The sequence below is a fragment of the Siminovitchia fordii DSM 16014 = CIP 108821 genome, assembly GCF_000374565.1.
GTDB lineage: Bacteria > Bacillota > Bacilli > Bacillales > Bacillaceae_C > Siminovitchia > Siminovitchia fordii.
Genome location: NZ_KB894701.1, coordinates 60517 through 77486 on the forward strand (window position 1 = coordinate 60517; position 16970 = coordinate 77486).

Below are 16970 nucleotides of genomic sequence, written 5' to 3' on the forward strand. Positions count from 1 at the left end.
AGCCCGGGTTGGGCTGTTTTTTTATGTTGGTCATATCTCACTGATGCAAATAACCATTGAGACCATTAAAAAGAGCCTATACAGAAGTGGATCTCCTCTCCAGGTACGTTCCATAAAAGCGGATATCGAACCCCTAAGCATCACTCCTACCTGCCATTCTAGTGGAATAGCTGATAGTAACTATTTTCTGTAAATACAAAAAAACTGAGGGAGATCCTCAGTTTTTTAGGTTTTCTATGAAATTTTCAAGCCGATCCAGGGATTGCAAGTTCCCGTTGCACTCTTGACTGTCATCGCAAATATAATTCCCGCGGTTGGTATACGTTTCTTTCCCGCTCTTAACATTTGCCATGAACATTCCCACTTCTCCATGGCGATTGCATAAAGAACAAACCCCTTTTGTTTTATGCCTAAACGTTCCTTGAACTCCCATCAATTTCCCTTTGTAATCGAAAATGAGGAACTTTTTCTCGGAACGAATATCATACCAGCCCAAATAAGTTATTTCTTTAAAATCGATATCCTTTAAAAACTGCAATTTCAATTTCTTGGCTTTAGGAAATAGTTTCCCCACCGTTTTTTCCGTTAATTGCTTAAACGGAATAATGTAAGGTTTTAGGCCTGCCAGAAAATTTTCTGCCTGAATTTCTTCTTTAATCTCGACGATTTCATCGAAAATCCGGTAATGCTCCTCCATCTCAGGAAACAGATTTATGATATTGTCCAGCGCTCCGTATTGAACGGCCTTCAGAACGTCTGGGTCTTTAACTGTAGAATGGGCATTTACCAAATGTTTCACTTGAAATTTAATAAAGTTAAATTGGTCATTTCTGATAAACGGTTGTACTTCAATATGGCTTGTCATACTCATTAACTCCTTATTTTTAGTATAAAAAATGGGATAGGAGACAAAGCCATTTATAAAAGTTAGGCGATGAATGGATCACAATCTACCTCATGCAAAGTATCGCCTGTTTTATAAGAGGCTTTGCATGAGACGCCGCAAATTCTGGCGGAAAAGTCTTCGCCATCTTATATCACCTCCAGTGAATAAACATATTGTACAACAGTTTAAGGTGTCTGGTAAGTAAAATTTTGTAAGCTTGAAGAATTTATAGTAAAAATTAATTCTGTTACTGAAAACTCATGGGAAGTATGGGCTCTCTCACAATTACATTAACTAATCGTGGCATATACCTCATACTTGTTTCCCGTTCTCCCTATTAAAGCAGGCTGGATAGGAATTTATTGAAAATTGAATTGGTTGATTTGACCGTAGGTAGTATTGAGGATTTTTGGTGGAGATTTCCATTCTCAAATGAATCATTATACGAGAGCAGAGCAAGACAAATATGTAAATATGACAAAATCCACCCATTTTTTAGTTTTGTCCGCATATCCCTAGCTCGTTTTACTTGGACCTGCATAATTTATATTAATCCTATAAGGTGGTGATATTCATGGGATTCTTTGGCTGTGGGTACGGCGGTTACGGATATGGCGGAGGATATGGTAATTCCTTTGTATTAATCGTAGTCCTTTTCATTCTGTTGATTATTGTCGGCACAGCATTTCGTTACTAACTAGCCTCCGTGTAACCGAAGCGATTCCAAATGCATTTCGACTCATCTTAACCTCCTGGAGCGCTTTTTTAAGCGCTCTTTTTTCTATTATCTGTAAAAAAGTAACAGGCTACTCCCTGTGGGTGTACGAAAATTTCTACAACATTACATATTTCACTAATAATATATGAGAGATTATCCATACTGCTTGGACAAACTTTCTAGTCAAAACGAGTATTTTTCCAAAAAAAATATATCTCAAAGGGAATGTGGAAGTATAACCTAGAAAGATTTTCTCGAATACATAAAAAGTTGTATGTGTGGATAGATAAATTCGATACCGTTGCTTTTGAAAAACAACACCCTTACCCAAAAACAGCGGGGAGGTTATACATGTATAATACCGCTACTTATGTACAGCACTCTGACGAAAAAATTTTTATAATTGATTTCTGACTTTATTAGACCGACCTCCTTTACGTTGCTTTTTAGCACTTTGTTTCTATTGCCTTTAATATGTAAAAAAGATGATTAAGGTATACAAGCATACTCTACAAGGAACTTTGAGAAGAATGTTTTATCAGCCTTCATATCCGATCCTATCCCGCATACAAGAAACAACACCAATCAAAGGTGTATTGTTATTAGAATTTTTTAATTATATAATCAATGTAATACGTACTTTCTGCGTGATGTACTTCCATTTGAAAAATCCATGATTTTAACCTGGAATAACATTTAAAGGCGAATTTGTACGGGAGTATAAGGGAGGAATTGATATGACAGATCAACAATCCTGGAATTTTAGTACAAAAGAGTTGTTTATTTTTGTAGTATTATATTCTTTATTTTATGGCATATTCAATTTTGCTTTCCTTTTTTTCAAAGATGTATTGTACGTCCTAACTCATTAATCTTGTACAAATATCCAGTCAAAATATAAAAAAGCTTGTGAAGCGGACGCTTTGAATTAGACTTAGTTGTGGGAAGTGTGATCAGTAAAACCTCAAAACGATCTGTATACCTACTGCTGGGAGATCAATATTGTAAAGTAAGATAAACATACTTCGTGGTGGTTTGAGGGTTATGTATTTCTATTGAATAATGCCCGGCCGGTGCCGGGCTGTTTTAATTGTCGATTTTTCTACACCGACAAATAAATCTCTCGCTTTCCCGATCACGATCGTGGTGGTGATGATGGTGGTGACAATCATTATCCCATACTTCTCGACATCTGCAAGTCACCCGGCGCCTTCTGCGTCTGTTCCCATAATCAAACTTTTCCTCAAAAAAACACATTTAACACCTCTCCTTATTATAAATATAGAAACCGACTGACTTATTAATAATATATTGGAAAGTGCCGGAATCGATTGGACAGTCTATCTGGTATAAACGATGATTTTACTACAAGAAGAAAGTCCTCCATTTTGGAGACTTAAGATCACAAATAGGGGTGATTTCCATTATCTAAAGTCAGATCTTCTGTATATGGCCTTTTGAATTTTTATAGATAACCACTTGCCTTTAAAATATTTCGAGTTATAATTTAAACGTCAGATTTTTTGTATACCCGTGAAAACCCTTGGATTCAGTCCCTCAAAATGTAATCCAAGGGTTTTTTATAATAAATCGACGAGATAAATGCAAAAAAGCCCCCTCAAGCCAGAGGGAGCTATGTGGAAGCAATAAACAGTTTTGCCCTTTTGTAAATGATTTATCCCCGCAATTTCTTAAGCAACTGAGTATTTTGAGAAGCTGTTCCAGTGTAATTTTTAATCCCGTGTTTAGCAGCAAGTTTTTCCCGATTAGCGAAAGATGAGTCAACACCGATCGATTTGAGATAATCAACAATAGAGTTCGTTTTCATGTCACCTTTTTGTGCTGCGGGTTTGCCGGCTCTCAACTTATTTAGCAAGTCAAGGTTTTGAGCAGCTGTACCCTTGTAATTACGGATCCCATGCTGTGCGGCCAGTTTAGCCCGATTGGCAAAACTGGAGTTAGTACCTATGCTTTTTAGGTAATCAACAATGCTGTTGCCGGTGTAGGTGCCAGATGGCTTTTTGGAAGGAGGAGTAGGTTTCTCAGTCGGCTTAATTGCCGGGGCCTCCCCTTTTACCATGGTGATAAAATCATCCCAGGTAATACCTTTATACCCATGACGTAATTGGGCTGGGCAGTCTTTTCGATACCAGTCACCATGCTGCTTAACTTTATCAATTCCCAATCTATGCTTATCCATCAGGTACTTGGTGAGTTTTGCAGCATTTTGTACTGCTTTTTTATAGTCGCCGTCACTATTAATGCAAATCTCAATAGCGATTGATGAAGTGTTGCCCGGTCCATCGCCATCACCAGCATGCCAACATTTGACAGTGTCAGGGAACGATTGAATAATCTCCTTATCGTCAACTTGATAATGCCAGCTGGCTTGCCGTGGATTTAACCTTGATTGGATGTTTGCGTGAGCCTGTGCATCTGCACCTTTGCTGGTGTTTCCTGTTTGATGGATTGTGATATATTTACAAGGGTTTCCATGTCCATATGATCGTTTGTTCATGACATCTTGTGATACAATTTGCTGCTTAATAGCAACCATAATAAATTCCTCCTTGTTATATAAAATGCGTCTTGTCTACAATCCGGACAGGCGAAAACCATAGTACTTTTGTTGGTTTTTCAAAATAACACATACAAAAATAAACAGCACAGACCACGGTAAAGGTCTGTGCTGTTTATTAGAGTAGGATGGAAAAATGTCAAAAAGCGCCAATTTCCAGTGTGAATCTGTATCAAAGCCAAAAGGGCTCAAACCAGAATGACAGGCAGATTGGAATATGTCCGTCATTTTTTTGTAATGAATAAGCAAAAACGAAAAATTATCAGTTTCCCCTATCGTATTTTTTGACCCTTCACATTCAAAAGCAATTAAAGTCCCCTAAAGCCGTATGATGTTTTCTTGAAAAATCACGGCATTATCTTCCGTTTATTACCTTTTTTACAATGACAGGTTATCATTGAAGATTAAGGAGGGGTTTCCATGACGACAATCGGAATTGATTTAAGAATAATTCGCATACCAGGATAAAGATTAGCCCAGCCTCATTCTGTTCTAGGGAATTATCTTACTCCTTCTGTCATAAGTGTGGATGAAAATGGCGACATGTTCAGTGGACAAATAGCAAAGAAAATTGGTTGACCTCTTATTTAATGCCTTACCTTCTCCAACAACTACAGGAGTGAAGATAAATACATATTCGTAGTTTAAAACTTCATCATCCACAGAACTTAATAAAGCCGTTTCGTGTAACTTTCCTCCAGAATATCAACAACATCTTGATTTGATATTTTCGAATGAGCAGATAAAATTTTTGAAGCAGAAGGCAATGTTTCTTTATCTTCCCAAAAATCCGGTTCCCATAAATGTGAACGTTTAAATGCTTTGGCACAATGGATAAAACATTCTTCTACTTCTACACCAATACCTAATAGTGGTTTTCGTTCTTTTACTTTCATTTTTTCAAGGAGTTCTTCATCTTTCACTAAGGTTGCCTTTCCATTCACTCTAAGCGTTTCTTCCATGCCAGGAATTATAAAAAGAAGACCCACACTGGGATTTGATAAAATATTACGCATAGAATCAATTCTTCTATTTCCCGGCCTTTCAGGTATAATTAAATATTTTTCATCCAAGACAAGAACAAATCCTGGCATATCTCCCCTTGGAGAAGCGTCGCAATAACCAGCTTTATCTGCTGTAGAAATAACTAAAAATGATGATTTAGAAATAAAATTTGAACAATGGTCATCTAAATATGTAATTATCTTATTTTTCACTAATTTACTAGGAAACCCTATAATTGTACGAAGTTCTTCTTCAGATTCAATCGTTTGGCTGAACTTTTGATTAGCTCCCATTTCCCATCTCTCCTCTTCTTTATGTTCTTTAAATCAACCACATAACAAACTATATGGACACGAAAGCAGTTACTAAGCTGCACCTTTAGTTTTATAATAACAAACTTGCAATTTTCCACCACTTTTTTCAGAAATATCCAAAATAAAACAAGCCCGGTCAGCACCGTGCTTGTTTTACAATTCAGGCAAAACCACATTTAGTGCTATATCGATAGAGTCTCAAGAGCAATCCAATGATCTTGCCTTATTTAATCTATAACCTAAAATTCACAATTTGTGCTAATTAACCTGGAAACCTCTCCCCTGACTGCCCTGTGTGGCGTCATCCTCTCTCCCTGACCTTATAGTTTCTTTTGTTGCAGCATTCGCTTATTCTGTTCTCTACCTTTCCGACTTTCAAGAACTTAAGCCACTAGTACAGCGGAATACCTATCTAACTGCATATTGGTTAACATGTTAGAAACTGATAAGAACACTTCGAACAATTGCAGAATACGGTAAACGGTGTTCATCCTTTCTACTAACACATCTGCCCGCCAAGGTGAAAGCACTTTAAAGACTTAAGTATCAGTGTTAAAAAACACTTTATTTCATTAGAGTAATAAAGTAAAATATATTTGTTAGGTAATTGGAGGTCGTTTTATGATTGGAATCATAGATTACGGAGCTGGTAATTTATATAGCGTTGAGAAAGCAGTGAAATTGCTCAATTTTCCAACTAAAATTATTGCTGAGCCCCGAGATTTTATCGGAATTGATAAAATTATTTTCCCTGGTGTTGGCAGTGCGGGAAAAACGATGGAAATCATTAGAGCACATGGATTAGATCATAAAATCAAAGAAGCGATAAAAGAAGGAATTCCATTTCTCGGCATTTGTTTGGGAATGCAGCTTTTAATGGAATATAGTAAAGAAAATGATACGTATTGTTTATCAATCTTCGAAGGAGCTGTTCACCCCTTTCAAAATAGCGTAAAGGTACCTCATATGGGCTGGAATGAAGTTCATCAAAAAAGCAAACATCCGATTTTCAAAAATATTCCAGATACATCTGATTTTTATTTTGTCCATTCATTCTACGTTCAGCCAAAGAATGAGACGGATACATTTGGGACCACCAATTACGGCCAAAATTTTTGTTCAGTGATCGGAAAGGATAATGTCATTGGTGTGCAATTTCATCCCGAAAAAAGTGCAGAAGCCGGACTTGCGATATTAGAAAACTTTTGCGGCAACTTTTAAGGAGGCAGCATTTTCATGCTAAAAAAGCGAATCATTCCAGCAATTGATGTGACGAATGACCAAGCAGTCAAGTATGTGCAATTTCGGAACCCTACTGTTATTGGGGATCCAGCGGAGCTGGGTCGGAATTATGCTGAACAAGGAGCCGATGAAATCCTGTATTTAGACACGACGGCTTCTTTACACAGTCAAGACGTTAAATATGAATGGATTCGCCGTGTAGCCGAAGAATTATACATTCCGTTTTCTGTAGTAGGCGGAATTCGGACGATCGATGATTTCAAGCGTGTACTACGTGCCGGTGCTGATAAAGTTGGTGTGAATACAGCTGCTGTCAAGAAACCTGAATTATTAACTGAAGCAGCAAATATTTTTGGCAGTCAATGCGTAGTGTTAGCACTTGATGCCAAACCGATTAAAGATGACGACGGTGAAATTATCCGCTGGGAAGTATATACCCATTCAGCACACGAAAGCAGTGGAATGGACGCGATTGAATGGGCCTGCCGTGCGGAGGAATTAGGAGCCGGAGAAATAGTTTGTACAAGTATTGATCGTGACGGTATGAAAAATGGCTATGATATTGAACTATTGCGATCACTAACAAAGACCGTTAACATTCCGATTATCGCTTCAGGTGGTGCAGGGAATATGGCACATATTCTGGAAGCATTTAAAGATGGACTTGTAGATGCAGCTTTAGTTGCGTCATTATTGCATTATGGAGAATTAACTGTAATGGATATTAAGAAATACCTGTCACAACATGACGTCCCTATACGCTATCACAGCATTTAACATACTTAATAGAAACCCAAGGTAACGCTGATTACCTTGGGTTTCATAATGTTGCTATGCATTCATACACATCTCTTTGTGTAACAGCCTTTATGTTTGAGTTTCTTAATATAAAGCTGCTAGAGCTCCGCCGCAGTGTATCATCTAAAGCCGATTTCGAATCGCAAGGCCCGGTAATAATTATCTAGGTTAGACTAAGAAATAGGAAGCCGCAAACCCATGATTATTTTTAGAGATATGCCATGACCTGACTGTCTGACCACCCTTCCTGGACTGCCCTTTACAAACCAGAAAAATTTACAAGACGATGGTCTGTATTCCTTTAATGCAATCTGAAACACATTCATTAAGATAAATTCATAAAAAAAGCTGTACCTTATCAGTGCTTATTTGATAAGTCAACATATGGGCATATCGCCATTCACTATTTCTTTTAGAATTTTCCTTAAGACGCCATTCCTTAATACTGTGTCAAATATTGCTCGCGTTCCCATGCGTGTACTTGCGTCCTGAACATATCCCATTCGATTTCTTTTGCTTCTATAAAACGTTCAAACAAATGGCTCCCTAACGCATTCGTGATGACCTCATTTGTCTTCAGCAATTCGAGAGCTTGCGCCAGCGTGGCCGGCAAATCAATAATGCCATGCTCTATCCGTTGTTCTTTAGACATAACATAAATATTTTGGTCTACTGGTTCTGGAGCTGTTAAGTTATTTTTTATTCCATCCAAACCCGAAGCTAATAGGACAGCCATGGCCAGATAAGGGTTAGAGGAAGGGTCAACGCTGCGAACTTCTACACGAGTGCTCATGCCGCGTGAAGCTGGGATGCGGATAAGCGGGCTTCTGTTTCTTGCCGACCATGCGACATAACATGGTGCCTCATATCCAGGAACTAACCGTTTATAAGAATTAACAGTCGGGTTTGTAACGGCAGTAAAACTTGGTGCATGTTTTAATATTCCTGCCAAAAAGTTTCTCGCTGAATCGCTGATTTCCAACGAACCATCTACATCATAAAAAGCGTTCTCGCCGCCTTTGAATAGGCTTAAGTTACAGTGCATGCCTGACCCATTTATACCGAACAATGGTTTTGGCATAAAAGTCGCCAGCAAACCATGTTTACGAGCAATGGTTTTTACAACTAGTTTAAAGGTTTGAATATCATCGCAAGCTCTTAAGGCATCTTGATATTTAAAGTCTATTTCGTGTTGTCCTGGTGCAACTTCATGATGGGATGCCTCCATTTCGAAGCCCATTTCTTCTAATTCCAACACAATATCACGTCTGCAGTTTTCCCCTAGATCTGTTGGCGCAAGGTCAAAATAACCGCCACGATCATTCAATTCTAGTGTTGGTTCCCCTTTCTCATCAAGTTTGAATAAGAAAAATTCAGGTTCAGGACCAACATTTAAATTGGTAAATCCTAGTTCCTCCATTTCTCTTAAAACTCTTTTCAGATTGTTTCGGGGATCTCCTGCAAAAGGAGTTCCATCAGGATGATAAATATCACAGATCAACCTGGCTACTTTGCCTTTTTCTGCTGTCCACGGAAAGATGACGAACGTATCTAGGTCAGGATACAAATACATATCTGATTCTTCGATTCGTACAAAACCCTCAATGGATGAACCATCAAACATCATTTTATTGTCTAAAGCTTTCGGTAACTGACTGACCGGAATTTCGACATTTTTTATCGTTCCAAATAAATCAGTAAATTGCAGGCGAATGTAACGGACATTTTGTTCCTTTACCAATTTCAGTACTCTTTCTCTGTTCATTCCCTTCATCTCTCCTTGCTGTTTATGATCATTTATTTAGGAAAATAGATTTTAATATGGCATATATAGGCAGCTTCTCCTCTTTTCCAAACATGGCTCTGTTCATCCCACCTTACAGTAAATCCCCTATAGGAAGATGAACGATGATTGGGCTACAATTGATTCATTGTAGCTCCAACGAATTCAGCACAAGCACTTGTACCGCAAGCGATTTAATGCCTGATCCTCTTTCCCACACCCGATAATAATCGCTTGATGGCCTTTAATTTCAACAATTCCTACGTTTACTCGATCTGGGAATATACATGCATGTTCTATCTCTAACGGAACTGCATCCACCTCATCAACAAAGATGATCACATGCGGATTGCCCATCGATACACAGGCAAGATGATACTTATTTTCACCGAATGTATGGGGGGCATTTATTGCCGCAATCAATAGGTCACCTTCCATTGAGATCTTTCCTTTTAATAGCTTCTCGGTTCGCTCATATCCACGTTCGCATATTTAACAGATTTTTTATTAGAAAATTTACGTTTGATCGCATGTATGCGAAAAAACCCGGCTTACGATTAAAGCAGTGGGTGTGTTGTAAGCGTTGAGGTAAAGGTGGAGGGGGATGATCAAGCCTTTCAAGTGCAATGAGGTATAATCGAGTGTGTTTTAGAAAGCATGACAATCCGGCACGCCTCATGTTCAAATTGAGGATCATATATCCATTGTTTTTCTATGGCCCATGTCCGACTCCGTCTTTGTCTAAATTATTTACATTAAATGTTAATACAATGAGAACAAAAATTATTTAGAGTTATTGGTGGATCATTTGCATTTTTCGACAAATCCTAAAGCTGACATCTTTAACATTTGGTTGTAAACGTTCGTGTTAACCAGATATTCCTTGGTTTCTATCTTGCATTTCTTAAATATTTGTAGATTTAGATATTTTGATGATAAAGGAAAAACAATAGGTATATTACGAATATCTGTATATAAGAAAAGGTTGCTGCGGGATCTTAATTAAATCCCTTAGCAACCTTTTCTTTTCATGTTAATATGAAAATTTCACCTCACTTCAGAGGGGTTTTTACCGGTATATTGTTTAAATTGTCTACTAAAAAAGTGTAAATCATTATAGCCAAGGGCATATGCAGCTTCCGTTACTGACATACCACTAAAATGGAGTAAATGTTCTGCAAGTTTAATACGAGAATAAACGATGTAATATTTAACCGTCTGCCCAATAATTTGCTTAAATTTTCGAGAAAAATACCGCGGTGAAAGATTGGCGCGTGCCGATAAACTTTCAATCGTATGCGGCTCTCCAGGATGTTGTTGGACATAATTGGCTATTTCACGAATGGTTTCCAATAAGCTATTGCTAGTACCTTTCAACTCCTCTTCCTTTTCTTGTTCCTCCCTTAATAAATGGATCATTAATTGCTTTAAGATTAACTTCCCCTCAATTTCGGCACCATATGTTTCGACTAAGAACAAACGAACGTATTGCGTTAATAGTGATTCAAAGCTAATTGTATTTTTAAGAATTCGATGTGAGGAAGGGATCAATCGAGGTTTTTTGGCTAAATCAAAATGAATATAAGTTAATACTAGGGGGTTTTGGGGATTATGTGTTGCTTCCGTCTCATCACCTGGATTAAACAAAAAGCAATGACCTTTCCCTACATTATATGGCTTTTTGTTTAGCAGTACAGTACCCTCACCACTCCAAACATAAAATAAATCATAGTTAGGCATGGGGGTGCCTCTTTTTCTCCACTTCCAGTTCGGTTCACAATGAATGGTGGCTACTGCTGGTTTCAGCAAAAAGTCATCTGGATTCAGATAAAGCATCCAACTCCCTCCTTCCAAAGATGAGAAATCTACTATGTATTTTAATGGTATAATGCCACAAGTAGCAACAGGTCCGTTTTAGTTAAAGTTCATATGTATTTCCCTTCATATCACTAGTTTTCACCCAAGAACGAATAAACATACTGCTACCCTTCATTACAAAATTGATGCAACTCCATGATAAACACACGTATGAAAGCCTTCCTAAACAGAGTTACGACACAATCCCGTCTACTTGAATTCCCTAATCTAAAAGAATTAAAAAGAGTTAACCAGAACTGGGATTGGTTAGCCGGGAGCCCTGTTAAAGAAATTTTTAAAAACTAATTTGCATATTTAAAAATGAAAAATGCAAGAAATGACGAGCTGATTGGAATACATTCGTCATTCTTTTTGATAGAAATAAACAAAAACGAAAAATATACAGTTTATCCCCCTGCCTTACGCACTAATTGGATATGAAAAAATACTCATTCTCATCCGAAAGCTGAAATGTTTGGGCTATAGATAAAAATTGTTTCATCTGTTAATCCTCTAAATGTATTTTACTAAAGTCTGCCGCCCTCCGTTGCCATAGAATGCTTTTTTGCTAAAATCATGGCATTATCTTCTTTTTATTCCACTTTTTTTACAATTATAGTAAGATATCAATGATGATTAAGGAGGAGTTTCCATGGTGACAATCGGAATTGATTTAGGAACAACAAATAGTTTAGTCGCATACTGGGATAAAGATCAGCCCCGCCTCATTCCTAATGTTCTAGGAGAATATCTTACTCCTTCTGTCGTAAGTGTGGATGAAAATGGCGAAATATTCATTGGACAAATAGCAAAGGAAAGGCTTTTAACCCATCCCCATTTAACTGCTTCCATCTTTAAGCGGTTTATGGGCACAGATAAAAAGTATACTTTAGGCTCTTACACTTTCACTCCAGAAGAGCTTTCATCCTTTATTATCAAGGTCTTAAAATCTGATGCAGAATCGTATTTGCACGAGGAAATCACAAGTGCTGTGATCAGTGTTCCCGCTTACTTCAATGACGCTCAGCGAAAAGCGACCAAACGAGCAGCTGAAATTTCCGGACTAAAAGTTGAGCGACTGATCAGTGAACCGACAGCTGCAGCACTTGCTTACGGACTAAACCAAGAAAAGCCGGAAACAAAATTTTTAGTTTTTGATCTTGGCGGTGGAACATTTGATGTATCCATTCTTGAATTGTTCGAAGGTATTATTGAGGTTAAATCCATTGCTGGCGATAACTATCTTGGAGGAGAGGATTTTACTAATCTATTAATCACTCATTTTATTGACACACATGAATTAGATAAAAGCTCTCTAGATCCAAAAACAATATCCTTTCTCTACACGCAGGCTGAGCGTTGTAAACTCTCTCTCTGCGAGTCAGCCTCCAGTTCAATGAATGTAGTCATTGATGGAAAAACATACGAAACAACACTTCGCAAAGAGGATTTTGAAAAATTATCTAATCAGCTTCTCTTACGATTGCGCTATCCTATAGAGCGGGCGTTACGTGATGCTGATTTATCACCAGACGACATGGATGCCGTTATTTTAATTGGCGGAGCAACACGCATGCCTCTGATAAAATCAGTTGTCGCCAAGATGTTTGGCCGGATGCCGTATGCACATATCCATCCTGATGAAACAGTCGCTATAGGAACAGCCATTCAAGTGGCTTTAAAAGAGAGAGATAAAACTTTGGAAGAAGTCATTTTAACGGATGTATGCCCCTATACCCTTGGAACACATGTTGTGGAAGACTTAGGAAACGGAAAAACAGAAACTGGTTATTTCTTTCCCATTATTGAGCGAAACACGCCAATCCCGGTAAGCCGGGTAGAGCAGCTTTGCACGATCCGCGACAATCAAAAAGTACTTAACGTAGAGGTTTATCAAGGAGAAAGCAGGAGAGTCGTCAATAATATCAAACTAGGTGAAATATCCATTCAAGTACCTCCAGCTCCTGCCGGGGAACAAGCAATTGATGTCCGCTATACATACGATATAAATGGGATTCTTGAGGTTGAGGTTGTGAGTAAAGCAACCGGAGCTAAAAAAAGTGTGGTCATTGAGCAAAATGCCGGGGACCTTACAAAGCAAGAGATTGAAGCAAGATTAAAGGAACTGGAAAATATTAAAATTCATCCGAGAGACCGGACTGAAAACCGGTTACTGCTTGCCAAAGGAGAACGTCTCTATGAAGAAATACTAGGAGAGGAACGGGAGAAAATCGCCTTCCTTTTACGACAATTTGAACGAGTTTTAATGACTCAAAATGAAAAAGAAATAAAAAAAGCAGCGAAATTATTCAATGAACAGTTGGAAACGATTGAAAGGTGGATATACTCTCGATGACCGCTTGGGAAACTTTAGAAATTGAACCAACGGATGATTTAACGAAGATAAAAAAAGCCTATGCAAAGGGCTTGAAAATACATCATCCGGAAGAGGATCCGGAAGGCTATCAGCTTCTTAGGGAAGCTTATGACTCTGCAATTAAGCAGGCTAAGCGTGGCCTTATAAATACACACATACATATAGAAGATATTGAATCTCAACAGGCTTGGGAAATAGATGACTCTGAGGAGATCATTCAAAAAAATCCAGTCGAAGATTTTATTCAAAAACTTGAGATGCTATATAATGATTTTTTCTCGCGTCTGGATATTAAAAAGTGGGAAACATTACTACAGGCAGATATTATCTGGGATGTTCAACATTCCGAACATCTCCAAGACTATTTAATTGAGTTTTTGGAAGAGCATCCTTATTTACCTCCCTCCGTTTGGCAGCTTCTTGAGCAAACTTTCCATTGGATGGAACAAAAAGAACAATTAGAAGAGCGCTATGGAGAAGAAACAACGCGCTTTTTGATGGAAAATATATCCATTCGGAACCAATTAGGCTATGATTTTTTCAAAAAAGAAGTAGATATAGATTATGAGTGGTATCTTCAATTGCGGGCGGATGCTCAAGCCTATCTGTGCGACGATCAATTAGAGGCTGCCGAAGAAGCGATGAATCAGGCCTTTCAAATGTTTACGCATGACCCTGACTTATTGCATTTAAAGGGTGTTTATTATTTACGGAAAAATAATTATAACGCTGCTTTGCAAATGTTTGAGGAAAAGCTGGCGTTATCTCCTGCAGACCTAGATGGATTGCTGTACAGGGCTCAGCTTTATTTTCATTTTAAAGATTTTGAGAAAGTAATTGCTGACTGTGAGCAGATTCTTGCTCAACGGTCCGACCATGTAGATGGATTATTTTTAATAATCAAAGGCTATTTGGGATTGAATAAAGAAGTAGAAGCACATAAATGGATCTTGAAAGCTATTGAATTACATCCTGATCGTCCTGAGTTTTTGCCATATAAATCAAAGGTCCTGAACGAAAAAACAAAAAGTGATCAGATTGAAATAGTTGAACATATGCCTAAACATAAAAGGCGACTGAACAATACATATTTCTATACATTTGTGGTATTACGAAGGGCATGGATATACGTGTTCGCTTTCATGATAACATTGTTAACCCCAATCCCTTTTAAATATACTGCCCTTCTACTCATTCCCATTCTATGGGAGATTGGCAGAGTTTTAATGGTAGTCTTTGCTCCAACTGCAATTTATCGAAAATCAAAGAAAAAAAAACAAGCACTTTATCTCCGATGTCTTTCAGCGCCATGTATTGAAAGTCATTTTCTAGATCACTATTTTACCGCATTTGATTTTACCTACATTAGGGATCGGCTGATCGGGAAAAAATTCCTAAATAAGGTCTTAGAGAAATGGGAAATTTCCAGCCCGGCTGAGCTAAAAGAAAAAATTCACTGGTTGATCGATGTTGGAACACGTGAAGAATTTAATCACTATCTCTATCAGTTGATGCCTTTAACCGAAGAAGCAAGAACCCAATTCATCGAATCTATAAAGGATGATTCCAATTATCCAAAATTCCTTTTAGCTAATCGTGGTCTTTATACTTTGACTGAAGCAGGAGTTGCAGCAGCGGATTGGGGATGGAGTATTTACTTATGTCGTATTGGCAGAAGGCTCGGTTACTTATCAAAAACAGAGGCTAAGGAGCTTATGTTAAAGTCAGCCCAACTATCCCAACATGCTTACTTAAATTGGAATGAATATTTCACCGCCTTTCATTTAGGAAGTTATTTTAACGCTAATGATAGTGACCATAACAATTATGGAAAATATGGACTTTCCATCATGTTTGTTTTACTGGCCCTGGGAAAATCTCCATTACTACAGTTTGATTGGAAGAATGATGAACTTGTTAAACAATAAGAACAGTGAAGTGCGGCTCCCTTATCTTCAATGGCCCAGTGTAGATCTCACGGATGGTCTCAACATAGCTTAAATTAGACTGATTTGATACAAAGAATAAGGCTGTCTCCTTTTGAAAGTAAAAGAGACAGCCTGTCTATGATCTTATCACATCATTTTTATTGGACTTCAGGAGTAAAAAGTTGGCTCATTTTAAATTTCTCATAAGAAAAATTTAAGAATCCCCTCAATGAATTCATCTATTACTTTTTGTACCAAGGTTTTCCGATCATAAACAGAGATACAAAGAGCCCCATAAGCAGACTTTCTCTGTTCAAACCATTGAACACAAGAATAGCAACAATGATGATAAGGCCCAACATCCTTGCAACCAAAATCACTGCTCCTTTTCTTAAACGTTATCTGTAACCAATTGTCCTATCCATTTATATCCTTTGATCGATTAGCCTTTTTCTCGAAATCCACCATTCCCGTCACAGATATTTTGGACCAATTAAAAAGATAGCATTAGCTGCAGCTGCCTTTTGACTTTATTTGAAAGTAAACATGAAATAAGTCGTAATAAAAAATAGAAAAAATTCATAGATGATAAAAACGCTTAAATTGCATTTGATTGTCTACAAGCCTTAAAAAACTTCAAATAATTTTTCGTCTAACTCTTCATCTATTTTTATGTCATGTGTTCTGATCAGATCCTTCATCTTACCGGAGGAATCATAAGTCTCCATTACAAGCATAATACCTGTTCCAGGATCTATATTCAGTTTAAAGCTTTCAGATTCCCATTTATCAGCGTAGTATTTTTCCAATTTTCCTTTTATGACCACAGTATTAACCCCTGCTATTTCCTCTTTTCCAATGATTTCCCAATTCTTCTTATTTTCCAGTAGTCCAATCGCAATATCCTCGGGTAATAAAGATGTTTTTGCTATTCCCATATAAGCTGGATCCACTCTAAAGTAAAATGCCTTTTCTCCGTCCTCTTCAACAACCACTCTGTCTTTTATAGTAGTTCCTTTTAGGTAATTCCGTTCTTCCTGGGTCACTTTTGATGTCTGCACTTTAGTAGTAACCAGTTCAGAACCTTTAGTAACATCAGTTGTTTTGTAATCTGAAGAACCGCTATTATAATTGATAAGATTTTCACCGTCGTAAATAGCTAGCTCATATTCTGATTCAACGGTATCAGTATAATGATCACTCGTCTCTTTAATGCTCTGTATGTATTTGGCAAGTAGAATATGTATGATTTGGCAGTTAAAATTGTAGCTACTTGCCAACATCCCTTTTTTAATGATTGAGTAATGATTCTTTGTGTCGAAAACTTTCTCGATTGAACACCAGTAAATGTGAGTAATGAATTAAGCGATCAATAAACGCTTCCGTCAAGATCGGATCTCCGAATATATGATTCCACTGTCCGAACTGAAGATTTGTCGTAACGATTACACTTCGCCGTTCGTAACACAAATTAAGCACTTGAA

13 protein-coding genes and 1 pseudogene are annotated in these 16970 nt (G+C 37.6%); 5 read left to right on the forward strand and 9 right to left on the reverse strand.

The features are described from left to right. Positions 1-217 precede the first annotated feature (217 nt). Complete coding sequence (locus C509_RS0117860) at positions 218-865, reverse strand: FusB/FusC family EF-G-binding protein (RefSeq protein WP_018708302.1); 648 nt, start codon at positions 863-865, stop codon at positions 218-220. 628 nt (positions 866-1493) lie between these two features. Between C509_RS0117860 and C509_RS25715 the strand changes: the two are divergent. Then, a pseudogene (locus tag C509_RS25715) lies at positions 1494-1583 on the forward strand (YjcZ family sporulation protein); the annotation flags it as partial. Positions 1584-3279: 1696 nt separating this feature from the next. Here C509_RS25715 and C509_RS0117885 read toward each other — a convergent pair. Together C509_RS0117885 and C509_RS0117890 are read right to left on the reverse strand one after the other, a co-directional pair. Then, positions 3280-4161 (reverse strand): N-acetylmuramoyl-L-alanine amidase, encoded by an 882-nt coding sequence (locus C509_RS0117885; protein WP_018708306.1) that lies wholly within the window; start codon positions 4159-4161, stop codon positions 3280-3282. A 689-nt stretch (positions 4162-4850) separates the two neighbouring features. After that, the gene (locus tag C509_RS0117890) at positions 4851-5480 is read right to left on the reverse strand and encodes a pyridoxamine 5'-phosphate oxidase family protein (protein ID WP_018708307.1); all 630 of its coding nucleotides are present in this window, start codon (positions 5478-5480) and stop codon (positions 4851-4853) included. Positions 5481-6122: 642 nt separating this feature from the next. Between C509_RS0117890 and hisH the strand changes: the two genes are divergently transcribed. Together hisH and hisF are read left to right on the forward strand one after the other, a co-directional pair. Next, the gene (hisH, locus tag C509_RS0117895) at positions 6123-6722 is read left to right on the forward strand and encodes an imidazole glycerol phosphate synthase subunit HisH (RefSeq protein ID WP_018708308.1); all 600 of its coding nucleotides are present in this window, start codon (positions 6123-6125) and stop codon (positions 6720-6722) included. Positions 6723-6737: 15 nt separating this feature from the next. Further along, positions 6738-7520: an imidazole glycerol phosphate synthase subunit HisF gene (gene hisF / locus C509_RS0117900; protein ID WP_018708309.1), complete on the forward strand. Its 783-nt coding sequence runs from the start codon at positions 6738-6740 to the stop codon at positions 7518-7520. Positions 7521-7980: 460 nt separating this feature from the next. Here hisF and glnA read toward each other — a convergent pair whose 3' ends face one another. The 3 genes from glnA to C509_RS0117915 form a co-directional block, all read right to left on the reverse strand. Continuing rightward, positions 7981-9306 carry a type I glutamate--ammonia ligase gene (gene glnA, locus C509_RS0117905; RefSeq protein WP_018708310.1) on the reverse strand — a complete coding sequence of 442 codons (1326 nt, stop codon included), beginning with the start codon at positions 9304-9306 and terminating at the stop codon, positions 7981-7983. A 183-nt stretch (positions 9307-9489) separates the two neighbouring features. Beyond that, the gene (locus tag C509_RS25205) at positions 9490-9762 is read right to left on the reverse strand and encodes a diaminopimelate epimerase (RefSeq protein ID WP_026319950.1); all 273 of its coding nucleotides are present in this window, start codon (positions 9760-9762) and stop codon (positions 9490-9492) included. Positions 9763-10371: 609 nt separating this feature from the next. Continuing rightward, positions 10372-11160, reverse strand: coding sequence for an AraC family transcriptional regulator (locus tag C509_RS0117915; protein WP_018708311.1), 789 nt, complete (start codon positions 11158-11160; stop codon positions 10372-10374). 673 nt (positions 11161-11833) lie between these two features. Here C509_RS0117915 and C509_RS0117920 point away from each other — a divergent pair. Continuing rightward, positions 11834-13537, forward strand: coding sequence for a molecular chaperone HscC (locus C509_RS0117920; protein ID WP_018708312.1), 1704 nt, complete (start codon positions 11834-11836; stop codon positions 13535-13537). Next, the gene (locus C509_RS0117925) at positions 13534-15486 is read left to right on the forward strand and encodes a DUF1266 domain-containing protein (protein WP_018708313.1); all 1953 of its coding nucleotides are present in this window, start codon (positions 13534-13536) and stop codon (positions 15484-15486) included. The genes C509_RS0117920 and C509_RS0117925 overlap by 4 nt, the downstream gene beginning before the upstream one ends. A gap of 242 nt (positions 15487-15728) precedes the next feature. Here C509_RS0117925 and C509_RS27260 read toward each other — a convergent pair whose 3' ends face one another. From C509_RS27260 to C509_RS25720, 3 genes are all read right to left on the reverse strand, one after another. Continuing rightward, positions 15729-15860: a hypothetical protein gene (locus C509_RS27260; protein ID WP_018708314.1), complete on the reverse strand. Its 132-nt coding sequence runs from the start codon at positions 15858-15860 to the stop codon at positions 15729-15731. Between the two features lie 252 nt (positions 15861-16112). Continuing rightward, positions 16113-16766, reverse strand: a complete 654-nt coding sequence (locus C509_RS24230; RefSeq protein ID WP_154654454.1) for a hypothetical protein — start codon at positions 16764-16766, stop codon at positions 16113-16115. 10 nt (positions 16767-16776) lie between these two features. Continuing rightward, a partial coding sequence (locus tag C509_RS25720) for an ATP-binding protein (RefSeq protein ID WP_169509254.1) occupies positions 16777-16970 on the reverse strand: 194 nt, incomplete at its 5' end.